The 19,823-nt window shown below is 66.4% G+C and carries 21 protein-coding genes, 1 tRNA gene and 1 pseudogene; 13 read left to right on the top strand and 10 right to left on the bottom strand.

Annotated elements, in window-relative coordinates; translation table 11 throughout:
• Window positions 1–16: 16 nt before the first annotated feature.
• Window positions 17–1,117: pseudogene (locus BMW72_RS01025) on the bottom strand (substrate-binding domain-containing protein).
• Between the two features lie 168 nt (window positions 1,118–1,285).
• Here BMW72_RS01025 and BMW72_RS01020 point away from each other — a divergent pair.
• Window positions 1,286–2,284, top strand: a complete 999-nt coding sequence (locus tag BMW72_RS01020) for a LacI family DNA-binding transcriptional regulator (RefSeq protein ID WP_092106370.1) — start codon at window positions 1,286–1,288, stop codon at window positions 2,282–2,284.
• Window positions 2,277–3,173 carry a carbohydrate kinase family protein gene (locus BMW72_RS01015; RefSeq protein ID WP_092106368.1) on the top strand — a complete coding sequence of 299 codons (897 nt, stop codon included), beginning with the start codon at window positions 2,277–2,279 and terminating at the stop codon, window positions 3,171–3,173. Before BMW72_RS01020 ends, BMW72_RS01015 begins: the two co-directional genes overlap by 8 nt.
• Window positions 3,174–3,194: 21 nt before the next feature.
• Here the strand turns inward: BMW72_RS01015 and BMW72_RS01010 are convergent, their stop codons facing one another.
• Entirely contained in the window at window positions 3,195–3,767 is a 573-nt protein-coding gene (locus BMW72_RS01010) for a HEAT repeat domain-containing protein (RefSeq protein WP_092106365.1), read from the bottom strand.
• A 215-nt stretch (window positions 3,768–3,982) separates the two neighbouring features.
• Here BMW72_RS01010 and BMW72_RS01005 point away from each other — a divergent pair, with 215 nt between their 5' ends.
• From BMW72_RS01005 to BMW72_RS00995, 3 genes are read left to right on the top strand one after another with little or no spacing between them, the layout of a single operon-like run.
• The gene (locus tag BMW72_RS01005) at window positions 3,983–4,996 is read left to right on the top strand and encodes a methionine ABC transporter ATP-binding protein (RefSeq protein WP_092106363.1); all 1,014 of its coding nucleotides are present in this window, start codon (window positions 3,983–3,985) and stop codon (window positions 4,994–4,996) included.
• On the top strand, window positions 4,993–5,736 hold the full coding sequence (locus BMW72_RS01000; RefSeq protein WP_092106361.1) for a methionine ABC transporter permease: 744 nt from the start codon (window positions 4,993–4,995) through the stop codon (window positions 5,734–5,736). Before BMW72_RS01005 ends, BMW72_RS01000 begins: the two co-directional genes overlap by 4 nt.
• Before the next feature lie 25 nt (window positions 5,737–5,761).
• Complete coding sequence (locus tag BMW72_RS00995; protein WP_092106358.1) at window positions 5,762–6,592, top strand: MetQ/NlpA family ABC transporter substrate-binding protein; 831 nt, start codon at window positions 5,762–5,764, stop codon at window positions 6,590–6,592.
• 48 nt (window positions 6,593–6,640) lie between these two features.
• Here the strand turns inward: BMW72_RS00995 and BMW72_RS00990 are convergent, their stop codons facing one another.
• Window positions 6,641–7,090, bottom strand: coding sequence for a GNAT family N-acetyltransferase (locus tag BMW72_RS00990; RefSeq protein ID WP_166787762.1), 450 nt, complete (start codon window positions 7,088–7,090; stop codon window positions 6,641–6,643).
• Window positions 7,091–7,161: 71 nt separating this feature from the next.
• On the opposite strand from BMW72_RS00990, the gene BMW72_RS00985 reads away from it, so the two are divergent.
• The 3 genes from BMW72_RS00985 to BMW72_RS00975 are packed head-to-tail and all read left to right on the top strand — an operon-like array spanning window position 7,162 to window position 9,230.
• Window positions 7,162–7,608, top strand: a complete 447-nt coding sequence (locus tag BMW72_RS00985; RefSeq protein WP_092106356.1) for an FAS1-like dehydratase domain-containing protein — start codon at window positions 7,162–7,164, stop codon at window positions 7,606–7,608.
• Window positions 7,605–8,042 (top strand): MaoC family dehydratase, encoded by a 438-nt coding sequence (locus tag BMW72_RS00980; RefSeq protein WP_092106353.1) that lies wholly within the window; start codon window positions 7,605–7,607, stop codon window positions 8,040–8,042. Before BMW72_RS00985 ends, BMW72_RS00980 begins: the two co-directional genes overlap by 4 nt.
• A gap of 3 nt (window positions 8,043–8,045) precedes the next feature.
• Window positions 8,046–9,230, top strand: coding sequence for a UDP-N-acetylmuramate dehydrogenase (locus BMW72_RS00975; RefSeq protein ID WP_092106351.1), 1,185 nt, complete (start codon window positions 8,046–8,048; stop codon window positions 9,228–9,230).
• 92 nt (window positions 9,231–9,322) lie between these two features.
• On the opposite strand, the gene BMW72_RS00970 is transcribed toward BMW72_RS00975, so the two are convergent.
• Together BMW72_RS00970 and BMW72_RS00965 are read right to left on the bottom strand one after the other, a co-directional pair.
• Window positions 9,323–9,748, bottom strand: a complete 426-nt coding sequence (locus BMW72_RS00970) for a hypothetical protein (RefSeq protein WP_092106349.1) — start codon at window positions 9,746–9,748, stop codon at window positions 9,323–9,325.
• 8 nt (window positions 9,749–9,756) lie between these two features.
• Window positions 9,757–11,391 (bottom strand): PspC domain-containing protein, encoded by a 1,635-nt coding sequence (locus BMW72_RS00965; RefSeq protein WP_166787761.1) that lies wholly within the window; start codon window positions 11,389–11,391, stop codon window positions 9,757–9,759.
• A gap of 113 nt (window positions 11,392–11,504) precedes the next feature.
• Here BMW72_RS00965 and BMW72_RS00960 point away from each other — a divergent pair, with 113 nt between their 5' ends.
• Both BMW72_RS00960 and BMW72_RS00955 read left to right on the top strand, forming a co-directional pair.
• Complete coding sequence (locus tag BMW72_RS00960; protein WP_092106345.1) at window positions 11,505–12,935, top strand: ATP-binding protein; 1,431 nt, start codon at window positions 11,505–11,507, stop codon at window positions 12,933–12,935.
• The gene (locus BMW72_RS00955) at window positions 12,932–13,663 is read left to right on the top strand and encodes a LuxR C-terminal-related transcriptional regulator (RefSeq protein WP_092106343.1); all 732 of its coding nucleotides are present in this window, start codon (window positions 12,932–12,934) and stop codon (window positions 13,661–13,663) included. The genes BMW72_RS00960 and BMW72_RS00955 overlap by 4 nt, the downstream gene beginning before the upstream one ends.
• 84 nt (window positions 13,664–13,747) lie before the next feature.
• On the opposite strand, the gene BMW72_RS00950 is transcribed toward BMW72_RS00955, so the two are convergent.
• The 5 genes from BMW72_RS00950 to BMW72_RS00930 form a co-directional block, all read right to left on the bottom strand.
• Complete coding sequence (locus tag BMW72_RS00950) at window positions 13,748–14,101, bottom strand: DUF559 domain-containing protein (RefSeq protein WP_092106341.1); 354 nt, start codon at window positions 14,099–14,101, stop codon at window positions 13,748–13,750.
• Between the two features lie 8 nt (window positions 14,102–14,109).
• Entirely contained in the window at window positions 14,110–14,421 is a 312-nt protein-coding gene (locus tag BMW72_RS00945; protein ID WP_134450400.1) for a hypothetical protein, read from the bottom strand.
• Between the two features lie 509 nt (window positions 14,422–14,930).
• On the bottom strand, window positions 14,931–15,785 hold the full coding sequence (locus BMW72_RS00940; protein ID WP_092106337.1) for an ABC transporter permease: 855 nt from the start codon (window positions 15,783–15,785) through the stop codon (window positions 14,931–14,933).
• Window positions 15,782–16,711: an ABC transporter ATP-binding protein gene (locus BMW72_RS00935; protein WP_092106335.1), complete on the bottom strand. Its 930-nt coding sequence runs from the start codon at window positions 16,709–16,711 to the stop codon at window positions 15,782–15,784. Before BMW72_RS00935 ends, BMW72_RS00940 begins: the two co-directional genes overlap by 4 nt.
• 116 nt (window positions 16,712–16,827) lie before the next feature.
• Window positions 16,828–18,030, bottom strand: a complete 1,203-nt coding sequence (locus BMW72_RS00930) for a pyridoxal phosphate-dependent aminotransferase (RefSeq protein ID WP_092106333.1) — start codon at window positions 18,028–18,030, stop codon at window positions 16,828–16,830.
• Window positions 18,031–18,308: 278 nt separating this feature from the next.
• On the opposite strand from BMW72_RS00930, the gene BMW72_RS00925 reads away from it, so the two are divergent.
• The 3 genes from BMW72_RS00925 to nusG all read left to right on the top strand — a co-directional run bounded on the left by BMW72_RS00925 (window position 18,309) and on the right by nusG (window position 19,782).
• Window positions 18,309–18,381, top strand: a tRNA-Trp gene (locus BMW72_RS00925).
• A 40-nt stretch (window positions 18,382–18,421) separates the two neighbouring features.
• Window positions 18,422–18,694, top strand: coding sequence for a preprotein translocase subunit SecE (secE, locus tag BMW72_RS00920; RefSeq protein ID WP_092106331.1), 273 nt, complete (start codon window positions 18,422–18,424; stop codon window positions 18,692–18,694).
• Between the two features lie 116 nt (window positions 18,695–18,810).
• Window positions 18,811–19,782 carry a transcription termination/antitermination protein NusG gene (nusG, locus tag BMW72_RS00915; RefSeq protein WP_092106329.1) on the top strand — a complete coding sequence of 324 codons (972 nt, stop codon included), beginning with the start codon at window positions 18,811–18,813 and terminating at the stop codon, window positions 19,780–19,782.
• Window positions 19,783–19,823: the final 41 nt, after the last annotated feature.

Genomic DNA, 19,823 nt, shown 5'->3' with positions numbered 1-19,823 from the left:
TCCCGCGCGTGGGGTTTTAGCCCCAGCAGATCTCTGCGGCGGCTGTGGTGTCGATCGACTCGACCCCGGGCTGCGAATCGTCGGTGACGAGGGCGACACCGGTGTCGAAGAAGTCGAGGCCCGCGGTCACCTCGGGCGTCGTGCCCGAGTCAACGAGGTCGAAGATCGCCTGCACACCGAGTTCCGCCATCTTGACCGGGTACTGCTGGGCGGTCGCCCCGATGAAGCCGTCCTTCACCTGGCTGACGCCTTCGCAGCCGCCGTCGACGGAGACGATGATCATGTCGGTCTTGCCGGCGGCCTTGAAGGCCTGGTATGCACCGTAGGCGGCCGGTTCGTTGATCGTGTAGACCACGTTGATGTCGGGGTTCTGGCTGAGCAGGTTCTCGGCACCGGTGCGGCCGCCGTCTTCAGCGCCCGTGGTGGCTTCGCTGCCGACGATCTCATAGTCGCCGCCGCTGTAGCTGCCGGTTTTCTCTTCGTCGCCGTTCTTCTCCACGTCGACGGTGTCGATACCCATGCCGTCAAGAAAGCCCTGGTCGCGGTTGTAGTCGACCGAGACGATCTTGTCATCGAACAGGTCGAGCAGCGCGATCGTGGCCTTGTCGCCATCGAGCTTGGCTGCGGCCCACTTGCCGATCTCCTGGCCGGCCGCAAAATTGTCGGTGGCGAAGGTGATGTCAACGGCGTCGGGGTTGGTGGGCGGGGTGTCCAGGGCAATGACGAAGAGTCCGGCGTCGCGCGCCTTGACCAGGGCGTCTTCAACGCCCGGGCCGTTGACGGTGATCAGGATGCCCTTGTCGCCCTTGGAGATGGAGTTCTCGATGGCCTAGATTTGGGTGTCTTCGTCGCCGTCTTCCTTGCCGGCGGCGAGGGTGAGCGTGATACCGAGGTCGTCGGCGGCGGTCTGGGCGCCTTCCTGCATGGCGATGAAGAAGGGGTTGCTGGTGGTTTTGACGATCAGCGAAACGCCGATCTCGTTGCTGCTGCCGCCGTCGCTGGCGCCATCGGAGGCCCCGCCGCTGGAACAGCCGGCGAAGCCGAGCGTAGCCAGGGTGGCGACGGAAGCCGCGGCGATGAAACGCCGTGAGCCCATGCTGTGTGTGGTGCGATTCATCGGTGAATCTCCTCTGATTAGACGGGAGACAAACTCCCTGACAACGATGTCAGTGATATTTTTAGACCACATTTGCTATAGAGTCAAGGCACTTAATCAAGTTGGAGATTAATCGTGACAACGATGTCGGCTGGTAGCCCCGGGGGTGCGCCGCGCGCTCGCCCAACCATGCGCCAGGTCGCCGCCTTGGCCGGCGTCGGCACTAAGACGGTGTCTCGAGTCATCAACGGTGAGCCCAACGTGTCGTCGGCCATGATCGCCAAGGTGAAGCAGGCTGCGGACAGTCTCGACTATCAACCCGACCTGCACGCCGGCAACCTGCGCCGTGCCGATGGGCGCACCAAGACGCTCGGCCTGCTCGTCGGCAGCGTCGCCAACCCGTTCTACGGAACGCTGCACCGTGCCGTCGAAGAGGCCGCAAGTGCACGCGGCATCGCGGTGTTCGCCTCGAGCCTCGACGACGATCCCGACCGCGAACAGGGCCTGGTCTCAGCGTTCCTGCAGCGGCGCGTCGACGGTCTGATCCTGACCACGGTCACGAAAAGTCAGGCCTATCTGGCCCCGGAGCTGCGCCGCGGAACCCCGCTGGTCTTCATCGACCGCGAGCCGGCCGGCATCGAAGCGGATGCCGTCGTCAGCGACAACGCAGCCGGTTCCGCCCTCGCCACCCGCCACCTGCTCGAACACGGCCACCGCCGGATTGCCTATCTGGGTGACCTCGATTCCATCCAGACGGCCCGCGAACGTCGTCGTGGGTTTCTCGAGGAACTGGGACGAGCGGGCGTTGCCACCCGCGACATCCCAGTCGTCGTCGATCTGCACGACGAAGTCGCAGCGAATCGGGCCGTGCTGGCCCTGCTCGACTCGACCGACCCGCCGACGGCGTTGTTCACCAGCCAGAACCTCGTCACCATCGGCGCTATCACCGCGCTGCGTGCCCGCGCCCTGCAGAACCGAGTGGCTCTGGTCGGGTTCGACGATATTTCCCTCGCCGACCTGCTCACCCCCGGTATCACCGTCATCGCCCAGAACCCGCAGCGAATCGGCGAGCTCGCGGCCGAGCGGCTGCTGGCGCGCCTCGACGGTGATCGCACCCCGACGCATTCCTATGTCGTGCCGACCGAGCTCATCGCTCGCGGCTCCGGAGAGATTGGACCCCATGCCTGAACTCACTGTTCCCGCCCGCATCGTCGTGGTCGGTGATGCCCTGATCGACGTGCTGCGTGACTCGGCCGAGAGCCGGGAATTCCCCGGTGGCGCCGCCTTGAACGTGGCCGTCGGCCTGGCTGTGCTCGGAGTGCCGACGGCCCTGATCGCGATGGTCGGTGATGACGCCGACGGCGCGGTGCTGCGCGCTTTCCTCGACCAGTACGGCGTCGAGCTCATCGCGACCGTCGGCCCGCTCGGGTCGTCGCGGGCGGTGTCCGACCGCACTGAGGGCGAGCCGCGCTACTTCTTCAACGACGCTGCAAAGGCGCGCCGCATCGAGTTCGGCACGAATGAGCGCGCTGCGCTGGGCACCGCCGAGCTCGTCGTCGTGAGCTGCTTTCCGTTCGACGACACCGCGCAAACCGAAGCCTTCGCCGCCTGCGTCACCGACCCGGAGCGGCGACTGGTTATCGACCCCAACCCGCGAGCCGGCATGCTGCACGACGGGCCGCGGTTCGTGCGTAATTTTGAAGCGCTCGCCGCGCGCAGCCTGCTCGTCAAGGTCGGCGATGAAGACGCCGACCTGCTCTACGACAGCACGCTTGATGAGCTGAGGGAACGGCTCGTCGACGCCGGCGCCCACACCGTGCTGGCGACCGCCGGACGTTTGGGAGCCTCGGTCGCGTTCGCGAACACGGGGCTGATCAGCGTGCCGATCGCGCAGCTCGACGGTCCGGTCATCGACACGATGGGTGCCGGGGACGCGACGCTGGCGGCATCCGTTCGCACGATCGTGAAGGACGGGGTGCCGCAGGATTCCGCCGCCTGGCAGGCACTGTTGGCCGACGCCATGCTCGCCGCCGCCGCCACCTGCCGGCACGAGGGCGCGCTGCTCCGGCGGCCGTAGCGAGCGGATGCCCGCGGCAGGTTACGCCTCGGGCTCGGCCGCCGCGTCGATCAGCTTCAGGCGTGAACGGATGGAGTCGCGAGCCTGCTGGGCGGCGCGGCGCACCTCCTTGTCGGAGTCGCGCAGGCGCACCTCGATCGTGGCGATATTGGCTTCGGTGCCTTGATCGGCGAGGGCATGCAGCGCGGCGCTTCGTACGCGGGGGTGCTCGTCGGTGGTGAGGCGCACGAGCTTGGGCACAACCTGCAGGCCGCGCAGCAGCACGACCTTGGCGCACATCTCGCGCACCCGCCAGGCCTGATTGTTCAGGCCGACGACGATGTACGGCGCGGCCTGTTCGCCCCAGACGTGCAGCAGGGCGCGGGCGCCCCACAGCTCGGGCCAGTACAGCGCGGGAGCACCCTCGAGAATGCCGAGCGCGTGGCGTCCGCCGGCATAGAGCAGAAAGTCTTTACCGGCGTTCTTGGCACGCAGCAACGCCACGGAATTGTCGATGACGACGTTCTCGCCGTAGTGCGCGACGGCGGCGCGAATGCGTTCCTCGGTCGGCAGGTCAATCGGAAGGTCGGGGTGCGGAATCAATTTGTTTTGCATAGCCCTCTAACGCTACCTCCCCGCACCCCTCTCCCGCCCGCGAGAGCGCAGAAAATGCCCGATTGAGCGGGCCAAACGGGCACTTTCTGCGCTCTGGCGACCCGGGGTAATACGACGCAACAGAGGCGTGCGGGATTTGGCGGGCCGTCCGTCGGTCGACAAACTGGAGCCGTTGCGGTAAATGGGTACCGTGCCTCAACCAGGCCGGGTGCCCAGTGATCTCCGTCAAACACGTCTTCAAAACCTTCGGGTCGGGCGCCGCCGCCACGACCGCCCTCGACGATGTCAGCCTCGAGGTGGCCCGCGGCGAGATCTTCGGTGTGATCGGCCAGAGCGGAGCCGGCAAGAGCACCCTCATCCGTGCGATCAACCTGCTGGAACGCCCCAACAGCGGCACGGTCACGGTCGACGGCGAGGAGCTCACCCGGCTCTCGCCCGACCAGTTGCGCCTGGCCCGCCGCAAGATCGGCATGGTGTTTCAACACTTCAACCTGCTCGCCGGGCGCACGGCCCAGGGCAACGTTGAGCTGGGCCTGGAAATTGCCGGGGTCGGCGGCGCCGAACGCCGCAGGCGCTCACTCGAGATTCTCGACCTGGTCGGACTCGCCGACAAGGCCGGCGCGTATCCAGCCGAACTCTCCGGCGGGCAGAAGCAGCGCGTCGGCATAGCTCGGGCGCTCGCCGGCAACCCGCGTATTCTGCTCTCCGACGAGGCCACCAGCGCCCTCGACCCGGAGACCACGCGCTCCATCCTCGACCTCGTGAAAACGATCAACGTGCAGCTTGGCCTCACCGTGCTGCTCATCACGCACGAAATGGATGTCGTCAAACGGGTCTGCGACTCGGCCGCCATGCTCGAGAATGGTCGCATCCTCGAGCAGGGTTCGATCGTGTCACTCATCTCGACGCCGGGCTCCCGACTGGCCCACGAGCTGTTCCCGCTCGGCGAGATCGCCCCGCACCCCGGCAACACCGTGATCGAGATCACCTTCAGCGGCGGCTCGGCCGACCGACCGGTGATCGCCCAGCTGGCCCGCAGCTACGGCCTCGACGTGAGCATCCTCGGCGCCGCCGTCGAGACCATTGGCGGCAACCAGGCCGGGCGCACCCGCCTCGAGTTGCCGGGCACACCGCTCTTCAACGCCGCCCCGATCAATGACCTGCGCGGACAGGGACTGCTCGTGGAGATCGTCGGCGACGGCGCCGTCGTGCAAGGAGCTCACGCATGATCGACCCCACCGCTCCCGGCTTTTGGCCTGGACTGTTCCAGGTGCTCCTCGTTGGCACCGGCGAGACCCTGTATATGGTCGGTGTCGCCGTGCTGGTCACCGTTCTGGTGGGACTGCCGCTCGGCATCCTGCTGGTCGGCACCGAACGCGGGGGACTGTTCGAGGCCCCATTCGGGTCGCGGCCGCTCGGCCGGGTCGTCAACCGGGTGCTTGAATTCGTCGTCAACCTCGGCCGTTCGGTGCCGTTCATCATTCTGATGGTGGCCTTGATTCCCTTCACCAGGCTGGTAATCGGAACCTTCATCGGGTCGACCGCCGCCATCGTGCCGCTCGCCGTCGTGGCCATCCCGTTTTTCGCCCGCATGGTTGAGATCGCCATCAAGGAGGTCGATTCCGGCCTCGTGGAAGCGGCCGAGTCGCTCGGGGCGACCCGCTGGCAGATCGTCGCCAAGGTGCTCGTACCGGAGTCGCTGTCGCCCCTGATCCTGGGTCTGTCCACCACGGTGACCTCGATCATCAACTTCTCCGCCATGGTCGGAACGGTCGCCGGCGGCGGGCTGGGCCAGGTCGCCATCCAGTACGGCTACCAGCGCTACAGCACCATCCACATGGTCGCCGTCATCATTCTCATCTTCATCATCGTCATGATGCTGCAGGGGCTCGCAACGTGGCTGGCTCGTCGTTTCTCCCACCGCGCCCGGCCGGCCCGAAGCCGCGCCGCCGTTCCCACTGCCATCTAATTCGTCCAACACGAAAAGAGACACCTTGAAGCTCACCACCCGTGCCGGCCGCCTCGCCGGCGTCTACCTCGCCGCATCCGCGCTGCTGACCCTGTCGGCCTGCGCCGCCGCCGAGCCCACCGCCACCGAGGGCGACGCCGCGACCCTCGGCACGATCAACGTCGGTGCGCTCGCGACGCCGGCCGGGGACATCATCAAGTTCGTGCAAGACAACCTTGCCGCCGACGCCGGTCTCGAGATCGTCTACAAGGACTTCACCGACTACACCACGCCGAACGTGGCCCTCACCGACGGTTCGATCGATGCGAACCTGTTTCAGCACGCCACGTTCCTCGACACCTTCAACAGCTCCACCGGCGGCGACCTGGTCAGCCTCGGCGCGATCTACCTGCCGAGCGCCGCGTTCTACAGCGACACGGTGACCAGCGTCGACGACCTCGAAGACGGCGCTCGCATCGCGATCCCGAACGACCCGTCGAACGAAGGACGCGCTCTCGAGATGCTCGCCGCCGAAGGGCTCATCGAGGTGGCCGATTCGCCGACCACGCTCGCCGACGTGACCGCCAACCCGCGCGACTTCGAGTTCGTTGAGATCGAGAATGCCACCCTGCCGCAGGCCGTCGCCGATGTCGACGCCGCCTTCGTCACGATCTCCTTCGCGCTGCCAGCCGGATTGAGTGCCGACGACGCGATCCTGATCGAAGGCACCGACAGCCCCTACTCGAACGTGCTCGCCACGACGCCGGAGCTTCAGAACGACCCTCGCGTGGTCAAGCTGCTCGAACTGCTGCTCTCGGCCGAAACCCAACAGTACATGACCGACACCTGGGGCGGACTGGTCATCCCGACCGCGTAACACTGTTCAAGCGGATGCCCGCCACGGCAGTGGGCGGGCGTCCGCTGGTTAACGCGTGAGGTCCAGCTCAAAGCCGGAGGCGTGCTCGTAGATGCCGTAGTTGCCGATCTCGGTGAAGCCGAGACTGCGATACAGGGCGAGTGCTTCGGGCTGGGCGTAGCCGGTTTCCAGGCGCAACCGCTCGTAGCCGAGGCTGCGGGCGAGGTGCTCGAGTTCGCGCAGAATTGTTTTCGCGTGGCCCTGGCGGCGGTAATCCGGGTTGGTCCACATGCGTTTGACCTCGGCGGTCGTGGCACTGAATTGGTGCAGGCCGCCGCCGGCGACCGTCGTGTCGCCGTCGACGAGTACGAGAAAGCCGCCGAATGGTGGATCGAACTCGGCACCGTCAACGTCGTGCACGGAATCGCCATCGCCGTAGCGGGTCTCGTATTCGTGGTGCAGGTCGAGCAGAAGAGGGGCGACCTCGGGGTCACCGAGGCGCACGGATACACATTTCACGGTTACCAGTGTGCGCCCTGTCGCGGTCTGTTCCTGACAGTGTCGGGAACCACTCTTAGTAGACTCGACGGGTGTCAGTGAACCCAGAGTTGCAGGGGCGGGTCTTTCCGCCGGTCGCACCGTATCTTGTCGGCCGTGAAAAGGTGCGCGAATTCTCCCGCGCCGTGTTCGCGACCAACCCGATCAACCACGATCCCGAAGCGGCCCGCGCAGCCGGCCACAACGACGTCGTCGCCCCGCCCACCTTCGCCGTGGTCGTGCAGGAGGCTACGCTGGCCCAGCTGCTCGCCGAACCGGGCGCCGGCATCGACTTCACCCGCGTCGTGCACGGCGACCAGCGCTTCAGCTACTCCCGCCCCATCGTGGCCGGCGACGTACTCACCGCGACGCTCGCGGTGACGAGTATCAAGACCCTCGGTGGCCACGCGATGGTGACCGCGGAGTCCACGATCGTCGACGCCGCCGGCGCCCACGTCGTGACCGCCATCTCCACCCTCGTCGTCAGGGGAGACGAATGACCCCCGCCTCACCCATCAGATCAGTGACCGAGCTCACGGTGGGCAGCGTTGTCGCCGAGGCGAGTTTCTCCCTGACCCGCGATTCCCTCGTGCGCTACGCCGGGGCATCCGGTGATTTCAACCCCATTCACTACCGCGACGATGTCGCTCAGTCGGTGGGACTGCCGGGTGTGCTCGCCCACGGCATGCTCACCATGGGCCTGGCCGTGCAGCCCGTCGTTGACTGGGCCGGCGACCCGGCGCGGGTGGTCGACTACCAGGTGCGTTTCACCCGCCCCGTCTTCGTCGATGCCGCGGATGGCGCCACGGTGTCTGTGGTCGCCAAGGTGGGCGCACTCGACCTGGAAGCTGGCATAGCTCGCATCGACCTGACGGTCATGTTCAACGGCGCTACCGTTCTCGGCAAGGCGCAGGCGCGCGTCAACCTGGCCTGACCCATGATCGAACCGGTTGATCTCAGCACCCTCACCACCTTTCGCGTCGGCGGGCCGCCCGCCGCCCGGGTAGCGCCGGTCACCGAACAGGACCTCATCAACGAGACTCTCGTGGTCTGGGGCCTGGAAGAGAACTGGTTGCTGCTGGGCGGCGGCTCCAACACCGTCGTCGCCGACGAGGGTTTCGACGGCATCGTCATTCAGGTGGTGACCCGGGGTCTCGAGGTGCTCACTGTCGGCCGCGACACCGGCAGCGAAGCGGATGCCGCCCCCACCGCCGGCATTGAACCGGGAGCCCGGGTTCGCCTGCGCGTGCAGGCCGGCGAACCGTGGGACGAACTCGTCGCGTACACCGTCGATCACGGCTGGGCCGGCATCGAAGCGCTGTCGGGTATTCCGGGATCGTGCGGCGCGGCGCCGGTGCAGAACATCGGTGCCTACGGCCAGGAACTCTCCGACAGTCTCGTCGCGGTCGATTTTCTCTCCTACGAGAGCGGCGAAGTGGAACGGCTTGAACGCGCCGACCTCGACCTCGGCTACCGCACTTCGGCGCTCAAGCAGGGCCTGCGCGGGGTCGTGCTCGCCATCGAACTGGAGCTGCATGACACCGCGGCGGAGGCATCCGTCTTGGGGAGCCCCCTTGGCCAGCCGCTCAAGTACGCCCAGCTCGCCGGTGCGCTCGGCGTGCAGCTCGGCGACCGCGTGCCGCTGCCGGTCGTGCGCGCGACCGTGCTCGGCCTGCGGGCCGGCAAGGGGATGGTGCTCGACCCGAACGATCCCGACACGTTCAGCGCCGGTTCGTTCTTCACCAACCCGATCGTCACCGAGACCTTTGCTCGCTCGCTGCCAGCGGACGCCCCGCGCTGGCCGCTTGAGAACGAGCCGGCTGACCGGGTGATTCCCCTGGAGGAATATATGGGGGTCGGGCCCGTTCCCGGTGAGGAGCCGGTGCGCCTGGTCAAGCTCAGCGCGGCGTGGCTGATCGAGCAGGCCGGGGTCCGTCGCGGATTTCGGCTGCCCGGGTCGAGGGCGGCCGTGTCGAGCAAGCACACCCTCGCCCTGACCAACACGGGCGGGGCGACCGCGGCCGAGGTGGCCGAGCTGGCGCGGTACGTGCTCGGCCGGGTGCAGGCCGAGTTCGGGGTGAACCTGCAGCCGGAGCCCGTGCTGGTGGGGCTGACGCTCTAGCCCACGAGTGCCGGTGCCGCCGAGGTGTGAGTTTGAGCCCATTTCTCGCGAAAATGGCGCCTTCGTTCACACCTCGGCACCGTGAAGGCGCTTCAGTCGGCGCGTCGGGCTGCGGCAGCAATGCCGGCCACGACAAGCCCGAGCCCGACCGCGATCACCCCACCGAGCAGCCAGAGCGTGGGATCCGGTGGTACCGGCAGCAGGGTGAACACCACCATGTAGGTGGCGAAGGCGAGCAACAGGATCCCCCAGAGAATCGTGCCGAAGCGGGGGCGCAGCCGCGGTGGGGCGGCGGCAGTGATTTCGGCGGTGGTCGGCTTGTCGGTGTTCGGGGCGAAGAAGTTCTTCGTGACGTCGTGCTCTTCGGCCAGAAAAGCCGATTCCGGATACGGCAGGGTCGGATTCGCCGATGCGGGCGCCGACACATTCTTCGTGGGAGTTGCGTCGCTGCCCCGGCGGCTCGCGGAGAAGTCCTCGGTGGGGGCGTCGGAGCCGGTGGTGTTCTGTGGTGTGGTCATGAGGGGTCCTAGTTGTTGGAGGAATCGAGCGTAACGACGCCGGTGAGGGTCCAGATGCGCACGAGCGGACCGTCGCTGCGGCTGTTCGCGTTGAAGGCGCGCTGGTCGAAAGAGAACACGCCGGTCTGCTCGCCGTTTTCGGCCGCCACAGCGCGTCCCGAGTACTCGACACCGCCGACCAGCGCGCGCGATTCGACGCGTACCGGAGCATTGGCCGGCAGCTGGATGTCGGTGGCGCCGACGAGGAGCCAAACGTCGATGACGCGGTCTTCGTTCAGCCCGGGGTTGTCGAAATCGCTCAGGTCGAGAGTTGTATTCCCCACGATCATGGCGTAGCTGGAGGCAGGGTCAGCCGCGGCCGAATTCGCGCTCGGTGACCAGACGGTATTGCCGACAACCGAGAATTGCGTGCCTTGGGGGAACACACCGAGCACGACGAGAGTGGCCGCGGCCAGAAAGGCGAACCCGCCCATGGCGCCGTCGGTGCGTCCGCGGATACCGGCGACGACGATGCCGAGTGCGAGCACTCCGAGGGCGAACGCTACACCGAGAATGATGGCATCCTGCGACCAGACGCCGTTCGAATTCACTCCGGCTGCCACGGCGCCGGTGGCCAGGGCCAGGCCGAGCACGATCGCGCTGAAGCCGGCCCCGGGGCGGCGAGCCCGAATCCGGGCACGGTGGGCTGCCTGGCGGGCCCGGTTCTGTTCCTGCCAGGCCCTGTTCTGCTCAGAGCGGATGTCCCTGGCCGAGTTCTGCGCGTACGCCGCGTAGGGGTTGGTGGGCGGATAGGTTGTGGGGTCGGCCTGGGGGGTGGCCTGAGTGGCGGTCTGTGGGGTGGTCGTGGTCGTACGAGCGGCGGCGAACGCCAGGGTTGGGGCGGTCTCCCTCGTACTGTCGGTGCTGCTTCCGGTGGTGCTTCCGGTCGTCGTCGCTGGGTCGACTGCTGGGTCTTCTGCTGAGTCGGCCGGTGGGGCGCTCGACGCGGAGGTCTCGAGTGGCGTGGTGGGGGCATCCGTCTGCGGGGGGCCGGCAAATGGTCGCGGGTCGTAGACACTGCCGGGACCGAACGGGCCGACCGGGGGAGCGAAGGGGCCGAATCCTCCGCTTGCGCCTGCTCCGGCGCCAGCACCGGGTGCCGAGCGAGGTTTCTTCGCGCGGCGCACCAAATAGACGACCAGCCAGACGCTGCCGGCCGCCAAAGCCAGGCCCCAACCGACCGAAAGCATGGTGGAGAGCCAGTCGGGGAGGGCCCAGAACCCGGTCGGGCCGTTCCACCAGAGTCCACGGAACATCGGCACGACGGTGAACAGGAGAAGCGCGCCGATCGCGATCATGGCTGGCTCGAAGCGACCGCGAATGGCCTCTTCGGCGTAGATGCGGCCGCCGCCGCGCGGCAGGAGCGCCCAGCCCACGGCGTACGCGAAGACGACGGGACCGCCGAGGATGGCGATCACGACGACGATGCCGCGCACGATGAGCGGGTCGAGCCCGGTGCGGGCTGCGATGCCGCCGCAGACGCCGGCGATCCAGCGGTCGCCGTCACGGTTCACGCCGCTGCCGCGGATCCAGTCGAAGAAGCGCGCGATTTGGTCTGGTCGGGGCGGTTGATGAGGTGCTTGGGCCCTCGGTGTGTCGGTCATGATCAGAGTCTGGCAGCGCGTTGAGAGCGCTGCCATGGGGGATGACCCTGATTGAACCCTGATTGATGACCGGGGACACCTCGGCTGCAGGCTGGGCGTGCTTGGATGAACTCGTGAGAACAGCACGGATGACCCGGCCCCGGCTTCGCCTCGTCGGCGGGGTGTGTGCTGGGTTCGCCGAGCACACCGGTGTCTCGCTGCCCACGGTGCGCCTGGTCACCGTGCTGTTGAGCTTCTGCGGCGGCTTCGGCGCGCTGCTGTATGCCTGGCTGTGGGTGACGATTCCGTCGGGCGGGGCAACGAGCGACCCGCTGCCCAAGTCGAGCCTGGGCCGGTCGAAGGAATCGTTCGCCGGCCCCTCCCAAGCGCCCCTCGCGCCCGCTGCCCGGTCGGCCGATCCCGACCTGATCGGCCAGCCTGCAGCACCGTCGCTCCGAGCGGATGCCGACTCGGCGCGAGCTGCGCCCGTCACCGAGATTTTGCTCGGGCTCGCCCTGCTGGCGGCCGGTGGCGCCCTCGTGGCGAGCCGCCTCGGTGCCGATATTCCGCTCGCCGTTGTAGTGCCCGCCATTGTCGTGCTGGCCGGAACCGCGCTCGCCTGGCGCCAGTTCGCCGATATTCGCAGCGGTGCGGCGCAGCAATCCTCGGCGTTGCTCGTTCGAATCCTGGGCGCGCTCGTGCTGGTGGCCATCGGCATTCTGCTGTTTTTCGTGACCGGCACCAGCCCGAACGCGTGGACGGTCATTCTGGCGGCGGCATCCGTTCTGCTCGGTGTCGCCGTGGTGACCGCGCCGTGGCTGCTGCGGCTGTGGAGCGACCTCGCCGACGAACGGGCAGCCCGCGCCCGGGAGGCCGAACGGGCCGACATCGCCGCGCACCTGCACGATTCGGTGCTGCAGACCCTCGCGCTCATCCAGCAGAAGGCCGGGCCGCACAGCGAGGCCGCCCGGCTCGCTCGTGCTCAGGAGCGCGAGCTGCGCGAATGGCTGTTCACCGGAACCCGGGGCGGCAGCACCGAACCGGCCACCGACCTGGCCGCCGCGCTGCGCCGCATCGCCGGTGAGATCGAAGAAGACTTTGCGGTGCACTTCGAGGTCGTCACGGTCGGCGCGGGTGTTGGCGTGGGCTCGACGGCCAGCCCGGACTCGACCCCGGGCAAAGCGGATGCCCCAGAATCGCTCGTCGCTGCCGCCCGCGAGGCCATGCTCAACGCCGCACGGCATGCCGGCGGTGCGGTCTCGGTCTACCTCGAAACCGGCGCCCGCGGCATTGAACTGAGCGTGACCGATCGAGGCCCGGGCTTTCGGCTCGACCAGATTCCCGCAGACCGCCTCGGCGTGCGCGAGTCCATCCTCGGGCGCATGCACCGGGCCGGCGGTTCGGCCTACGTTCGACCCGGTCCGGGCGGGGCCGGCACCGAAATTCTGCTGACCCTCCCAGCCGCAGCAAACGTCGATCTGGGTCCTGCAGCGCCCCCCGCAGCCCCGGTACCCACGACCCGCGCAGCGACCATTGCGCAGCACACCGAAACGAGCATACGATGACCATCCCCGAACCGGGCGGCCGGGGCGACAGTACCCGTGCCGCCGCGGTGCCTGCCGCCGTGCCGTCCGCGGCATCCGCTGGCCTGCGTGTGCTGATCGTCGACGATCACTCCATCTTTCGCTCCGGGCTGCGCGCTGAACTCGACGCCGATCTCACCGTGCTCGGTGAGGCTGCCACGGTCGACGCCGCCATCCTTTCGGTAATCGACCTGCAGCCGCGCGTCGTGCTGCTCGACGTGCACCTGCCCGGAGGGCGGGGCGGGGGCGGCGCGGAGGTCATTCGTGAGGCAGCGTCGCGTGCTCCGCACACCTTGTTCCTGGCGCTCAGTGTCTCCGACGCCGCCGACGACGTGGTGAGCGTCATTCGGGCCGGCGCCCGCGGCTATATCACCAAGAGCTCTTCCGGCGCCGAGGTGTCAGAGGCCGCCCGCCGGGTAGCCGACGGCGACGCCGTGTTCTCACCGCGTCTGGCGGGGTTCGTGCTCGACGCCTTCGGCGCCGTCGCCGGCGAAACCGCCGAGACGACCGAGGAACTCGACCGGCTCTCCGCCCGCGAAACCGAGGTGATGCGCCTCATCGCTCGCGGCTACAGCTACAAGGAGGTCGCGAGCACCCTGTTCATCGCGGCCAAGACCGTCGAAACCCACGTGTCGGCCGTGCTGCGCAAGCTGCAGCTGTCTTCGCGGCACGAACTGACCGCCTGGGCGCTCGAGCGTAAGCTGCTCTAGCCCTCACCCCTTCCGTTCAAATAACGCGTACGAGGGGGCGCAAATCGACGCTTTCAGGGTTGAAATGGGTCGATCTGCGACCCCTCACGCGAACACTGGCGGGTACAGCTCTAATGCGTCTCTGATGAGTTCCACAAGGGTTGTGCGGTCGCGGAGCTCGTCTGCGGCGATTTCGATCACGTGCCACCCGGCGGCCGCCAGTCGAGCGATCCGCGTGCGGTCCTTCCTCCAGCGGCCAGGCTCTGCGCGATGATAGTCGCCCTGGTATTCGAAAATCACCCGATGAGCCGGGAAACACAGGTCAGCCCGTGCAATGAGCTGGCCGCGCACGTTCCAAATCGGGTGATTTGCCACAAGTCCGATGATGCCGGCCCGAACGATCGTGACTCGAATAATCGACTCCGGCGCCGATTCGGCGCAGTCGTTGAGCAGAGCCACCGCTTCAATCAGGCGCGCGGTAGTGCGCCGACCCGGTATATCCTGACGGCTTCTTTGAGTTCATGCTGCGAGGCGAGCGGACGCCGCGTGTGGATGATGTAATCCCCGGCGGCGACAAGGTCTTCAAGGTCGAGCACGGTGACGAGGTCGCACCACGTGCGGGCGACAGCCGTTATTCGCAGCCCGTCCCGGTGCAGAAGATCGCCGTGGTTGAGTTGCAGTTTGTGGCCGACCGTTCCGGCTGAGCGGAGTGCGCGCTGGGGAGCTGGAACGCCGACATGGAGCACCGGCAGCTCTTGCAAACGCAGGGGAAGTGGCAAGCCAATGATGCATGCTGCCGTGATTCCACAGAAAAACGCGGCAGCGGGCATCCGTAATTGGAAAGAGCGGGCGAGATTCGGGATAGTGGTGACTGCAACCGTTGACCGGATGCCGTGAAACGGCCGGGCAAGCTCTCCGCTTCGCAGCCGTCCCTCAGTGACACCATGCTCTTGGGCGAAGCGGGTTGTGAACGCCCCGCCCTGAAGTGCGGGCGGTAGCGGCAGTCGACGTGGCATGAAGTTACCATGACCGGATCTGGCGGATACCGGGCGAGTTCTCCACAGGAAGACACCACTTGTGCCGTGAGGGGGCGCAAATCGACCTTGAGTAGGTCGTTTTAGGTCGATATGCGACCCGTCAGTCGGAGATCCGTTGCTTGCGGGCGAATCGAGCTGTTGCCTTGCCAAAGCAAGCTTGCACCGTGAGGGGGCGAAAATCGACCCTTCCAGGGTTGAGGTGGGTCGATCTGCGACCCCTCACCGGGCCGGGGCCGTCGGCAGCGGGGCGCTCACGCGTCGCGGCGAATCCAGCGAAAAGTCACCCGGCTGAGTACGAGGCCGACCACGAGCCAGGCGCCGAGGGCGCCGGCTACCCACACCAGGTCCCACGATCCGGTCTGTTCGGCGACCGCGAAGCTATCGGGCAGAAAGACCGAACGCATGCCCTGCGCCATCCACTTGAGCGGAAAGACGCCGGCCAGGTTCTGCATCCATTCGGGCAGCGCCGTGAATTGCAGATAGACCCCCGAGATGAACTGCAGCACGAGCACCACCGGAATGACAACGGCTGTGGCACTCTTGCCCGACCGCGGCACGGATGCGAGCGCGATACCGAGGAACGCACTCGTGATCACACCGAACACGAACACCCACGCGAACGTAGCCCATTTCTCGGGCTCGGTCGGAAGCGAAATGTCGAGCACGAACCGCGCCACGAGCAACAGCAGGCTGGCTTGCAGAATCGCGGTGACGAACACCTGCCCGATTTTGCCGAGAAAATAGCTCAGCGGTGACAGCGGGGTACCGCCGAGACGTTTGAGGGTGCCGTCGCTCTTTTCTCCGGCGATGTCCACGGCAAGGTTTTGCACGCCGGAGAGCAACATGCCAGCGGCCAGCATTCCCGGCAGATAGTACGCGCCCACGCTGACTCCACCGGTGCCGTCGGCGCCACCGCCGATATTGCCCGAGGCGCTGAACGCGGCGGTGAAGATGCCGAGCATGATGAACGGAAAGAAGAACGTGAAGAACAGCGTGTCGGGCGAGCGAAAGTACAGCCTGGTTTCGTAGCCGATGCGCGATAGGCCAAGAACGAGCGTACTCGGGGCCTTCCTCCGGGGGCGAGTGCCCGAAATCGTGGAACTCATGCTCGCACGTCCGTGCCGGTGAGTACGTTTGTTGCCGCGGATGTCGCCCCTTCGTTCCGTACAGCCTCAGCTTGATTGCCGCGCACGAGCGCTAGGTAGACGTCTTCAAGGCTTGGCCGGATCACCTCGAGTTCCTCCGGTTCGGCACCGTTCAGGCTCCGGGTGAGGTCTGCGACGATCCGCGCGGGGTGGCTCGTGCGTTCTTCCCGCACCAATCCGTTGCCGTCACGCCAGCGCACCAGCGGTACGCGGGCATCCGCTCCACCGATTTCGTCGATCGAGCCAATGTCGATGAGCCGCCCCCCGGCGATGATGCCGGCCCGGTCGCCGAGGTGGGCGGCCTCGTCGAGGTAATGCGTGGTCAGCAGAATGGTCGTGCCTTCCTTCTTGAGAGAGCGGATGAGATCCCAGAACTGATGCCGGGCCTCGGGGTCGAACCCGGTTGTCGGTTCGTCCAGAAACAACAATTCGGGGCGTCCGATGATGCCGAGCGCGACATCCACTCGTCGACGCTGCCCGCCGGAGAGCTTGCTGATGCGCGATTTGGCCTTGTCGCGCAGGCCGGCTGCGTCGATAACCTCGTCGACGTCGCGGGGGTTGGGATAGAACCCGGCGAAATGGCGCAGCTGCTCGGTCACCGTGATGTTGCCGCTCTCACCGCTGGTCTGCAGCACTATGCCGAGGCGGGCCTTCCACGCGAGGTCACCGTGGTGTGGATCCACGCCGAGCACGCTCACCTCCCCGCCGGTACGGTCGCGGTACCCCTCGAGAATCTCGATGGTCGTGCTCTTGCCCGCGCCGTTCGGGCCAAGCAGGGCAAAGGTCTCGCCGGCGGCAATGGAGAAACTCACGCCGCGCACCGCCTCGACGCTGCCGTACGATTTCTGCAGATCGCGCACCTGCACGGCCGGGGGAGTAGATGTCATAGAACCAGAGTCCCACCGTCCTGGTGGCTGCACCAGCGCCATTAGACCTATATCCCCATCCACCGATCGACGGATGTCGGCACCCGCGTCGACCCGTGCGTAGCCGACAGCGGCGACTAGGTGAACAGGCGCTGGAGGCGCTGCACTCCCTCGAGCAGGGCGTCATCGCCGAGGGCATACGAGAGGCGCAGGAACCCGCTCGGACCGAAGGCCTCGCCGGGCACGGCGGCGACTTCAGCCCGATCGAGGATGAAGTCCGCCAGTTCGAGCGAGGTCGTCGGGGTGACTCCGCCCCAGGAACGACCGAGCAGGCCGGTCACGTCGGGGTACACGTAGAAGGCTCCCTGCGGGGTGGGGGTCACGACGCCGGGGATCTTGTTCAGCGCGGCGACGATGAGCTTGCGTCGGCGGTCGAAGGCCACCCGCATGGCCTCGGCGGCATCCTGCGGGCCGTTCAGCGCGGCGATTCCGGCGCGCTGCGAGATGTTCGACACGTTCGAGGAGAGGTGCGACTGCAGGTTGGCTGCCGCCTTGATGGCGTCGGCAGGACCGACCATCCAGCCGAGGCGCCAGCCGGTCATGGCATAGGTTTTGGCCACGCCGTTGACCAGGATGGTGCGGTCGGCCAGCGCGGGCACGGCTTCGACGATCGAGACCGCCTTGACGCCGTCGTAGGTCAGGTTCTGGTAGATCTCGTCCGAGATAACCCACAACCCGTTGTCTTCGGCCCACTGGCCGATGGCCCGCGTCTGCTCGGGCGAGTAGACGGCGCCGGTGGGGTTGGACGGTGAGACGAACAGCAGAACCTTGCTGCGGGGTGTGCGTGCGGCTTCGAGCTGCTCGACAGAGACGAGATAGCCCTGGTCGCTGCCGGCGAAGACATCCACCTGCACGCCGCCGGCGAGGCGGATGGCCTCGGGGTAGGTGGTCCAGTACGGGGTCGGCACGATGACCTCGTCGCCGGGATCGAGCAGGGTCGCGAAGGCCTGGTAGACGGCCTGCTTGCCACCGTTGGTGACCACGACCTGGCTTGGCGACACCGCGAGCCCGCTGTCACGCAGCGTCTTGGCGACGATGGCCTCGCGCAGCTCTGGAAGACCGGCCGCGGGGGTGTAGCGGTAGTTTTTGGGGTCGCGCACCGCGGCCAACGCCGCCTCCACGATGTGTTCGGGCGTCTGAAAATCGGGTTCCCCCGCCGCGAAGCTGATCACCGGCCGCCCGGCGGCCTGCAGCGCCTTGGCCTTGCCGTCAACCTTGAGGGTCGCCGACTCAGCAATTGAGCCGATCCGAGTTGAAATTCGCTTGAGTTCGTGAGCCACAGGTTGAGCTTAGCTACCCGACCCGCGCGCGGGCTAGGAGGCGAGCGGCAGACGGATCGCTGAGACAGCATCCGGTGCCAGGGTGACCGCGATCTTGTGCCAAGCTGACTAGTGAGGCACTGGCCCGCTCGCCGGGCCAGATCGTCTCAGCTTTACAGTGGCCGGTCCGTGACCTAGACTAGTTGACGGTAGTTGAATTCTGCCATGCTTTTCTGCGCCTTTTTCCCAGTGTTTCCACTGGGACGAGAGTCTGATCGGCGTGGCGGGTTTGCTTCCATAGGGTGGTGGCTCAATTGGTAGAGCAGCGGTCTCCAAAACCGCAGGTTGCAGGTTCGAGTCCTGTCCGCCCTGCACATCGGTAGATGTCTGCCGACCATGAGAGGTGTAACAGGTGGCCCGAAAAGTTGTCGACGAACCTAGTGAGGAAGTCGTCGCGAACGCACGAATTGCCCGCGAATCCAATCGCGGTCCTTTCGCTCGGTTGAACCTGTTCATCAAGCAGGTTTTCGCGGAACTGCGCAAGGTCGTCACACCGACTCGCAAGGAGCTGCTGAGTTACACCGGCGTCGTGCTCGTGTTCGTGATCATCATGATGGGCATCGTATCGGCGTTCGACTGGGTCTTCGGCCTCGCCGTTCTCTATGTGTTCGGAACGCCGGGCTAGAGGTCACCACCGGCATCCGCTTGGCGGAACGCCCGCACCACCGGCACGCGCACTATCCGGCACAGAACGTGCCCAGACAACTTGCACAGGTAGAAAAATAAGGGATTGAGATTTTAGTGACTGAGACGAAGCACGACGATGTCGACTGGGCCACTGCCGCCGAGCAGTCCTCCGAGGAAGACGAGGCGCAGGAAGGCAACAGCCTTGCCGCCGACGAAGACTCTGTAGAGGCCGCCGAGCAGGTGGCGCTCCACGTCATCGACGACGACGACGACATCGAGGTCAATCTCGACGCCGCGCTCGATGCTCTCGCCGAGTCCTCCGATCCCGAAGCTGACGCCATCGTCGACGACGCCCTCGACATCGATTCGGCCGAAGAGGCTGACGCATCCGTCGAAGCCGTCGAAGACGAAGACGAGCTCGTCAACACCGAGACCAACGCTGAAGCGAACGTCGACCCGGCCGACGAAGAGATCGACCCCTACGAAGCGTTCCGTAAGGAACTGCGCTTTCTGCCGGGCAAGTGGTACGTCATTCACTCCTACGCCGGTTTCGAGCGTCGCGTGAAGTCGAACATTGAGAACCGCAAGCAGTCCATGGCGATGGAAGACTTCATCTACCAGTGCGAAGTGCCCATGGAAGACGTCGTGGAGATCAAGAATGGCCAGCGCAAGATGGTCACCCGCGTGCGCATCCCCGGCTACGTGCTCGTGCGCATGGACCTTGACGAAGACAGCTGGTCGGTTGTTCGCCACACTCCCGGCGTGACCGGCTTCGTCGGCAACGCCCACAACCCCACTCCGCTGCGCTTCGAAGAAGCCTTCGGCATGCTCAAGGGACTCGTCGAGATCGTCGAAGCCCCGACCAAGCCCGGCGGCGCCCCCGGAAAGTCGGCGCAGCGCGTCATCGCTGCCGAGGTCGACTACGAAATCGGCGAGACCATCACGATCAAGGAAGGTTCGTTCGCGGGCCTGCCCGGTTCGATCAGCGAGATCAAGCCGGAGAGCGGCAAGCTCATCGTGCTCGTCTCCCTGTTCGAGCGCGAGACTCCGGTCGAGCTCAGCTTCGACCAGGTCACCAAGCTCTAACCAGCACGGCTTTCATCAGCGGATGCCCGACTACGGGTCAT

This window comes from Cryobacterium luteum (assembly GCF_900110125.1).
In the GTDB taxonomy this organism is placed as follows: domain Bacteria; phylum Actinomycetota; class Actinomycetes; order Actinomycetales; family Microbacteriaceae; genus Cryobacterium; species Cryobacterium luteum.
Note: the sequence above shows the minus strand (reverse complement) of the source record. Positions and strands in the feature narration are given on the sequence as shown.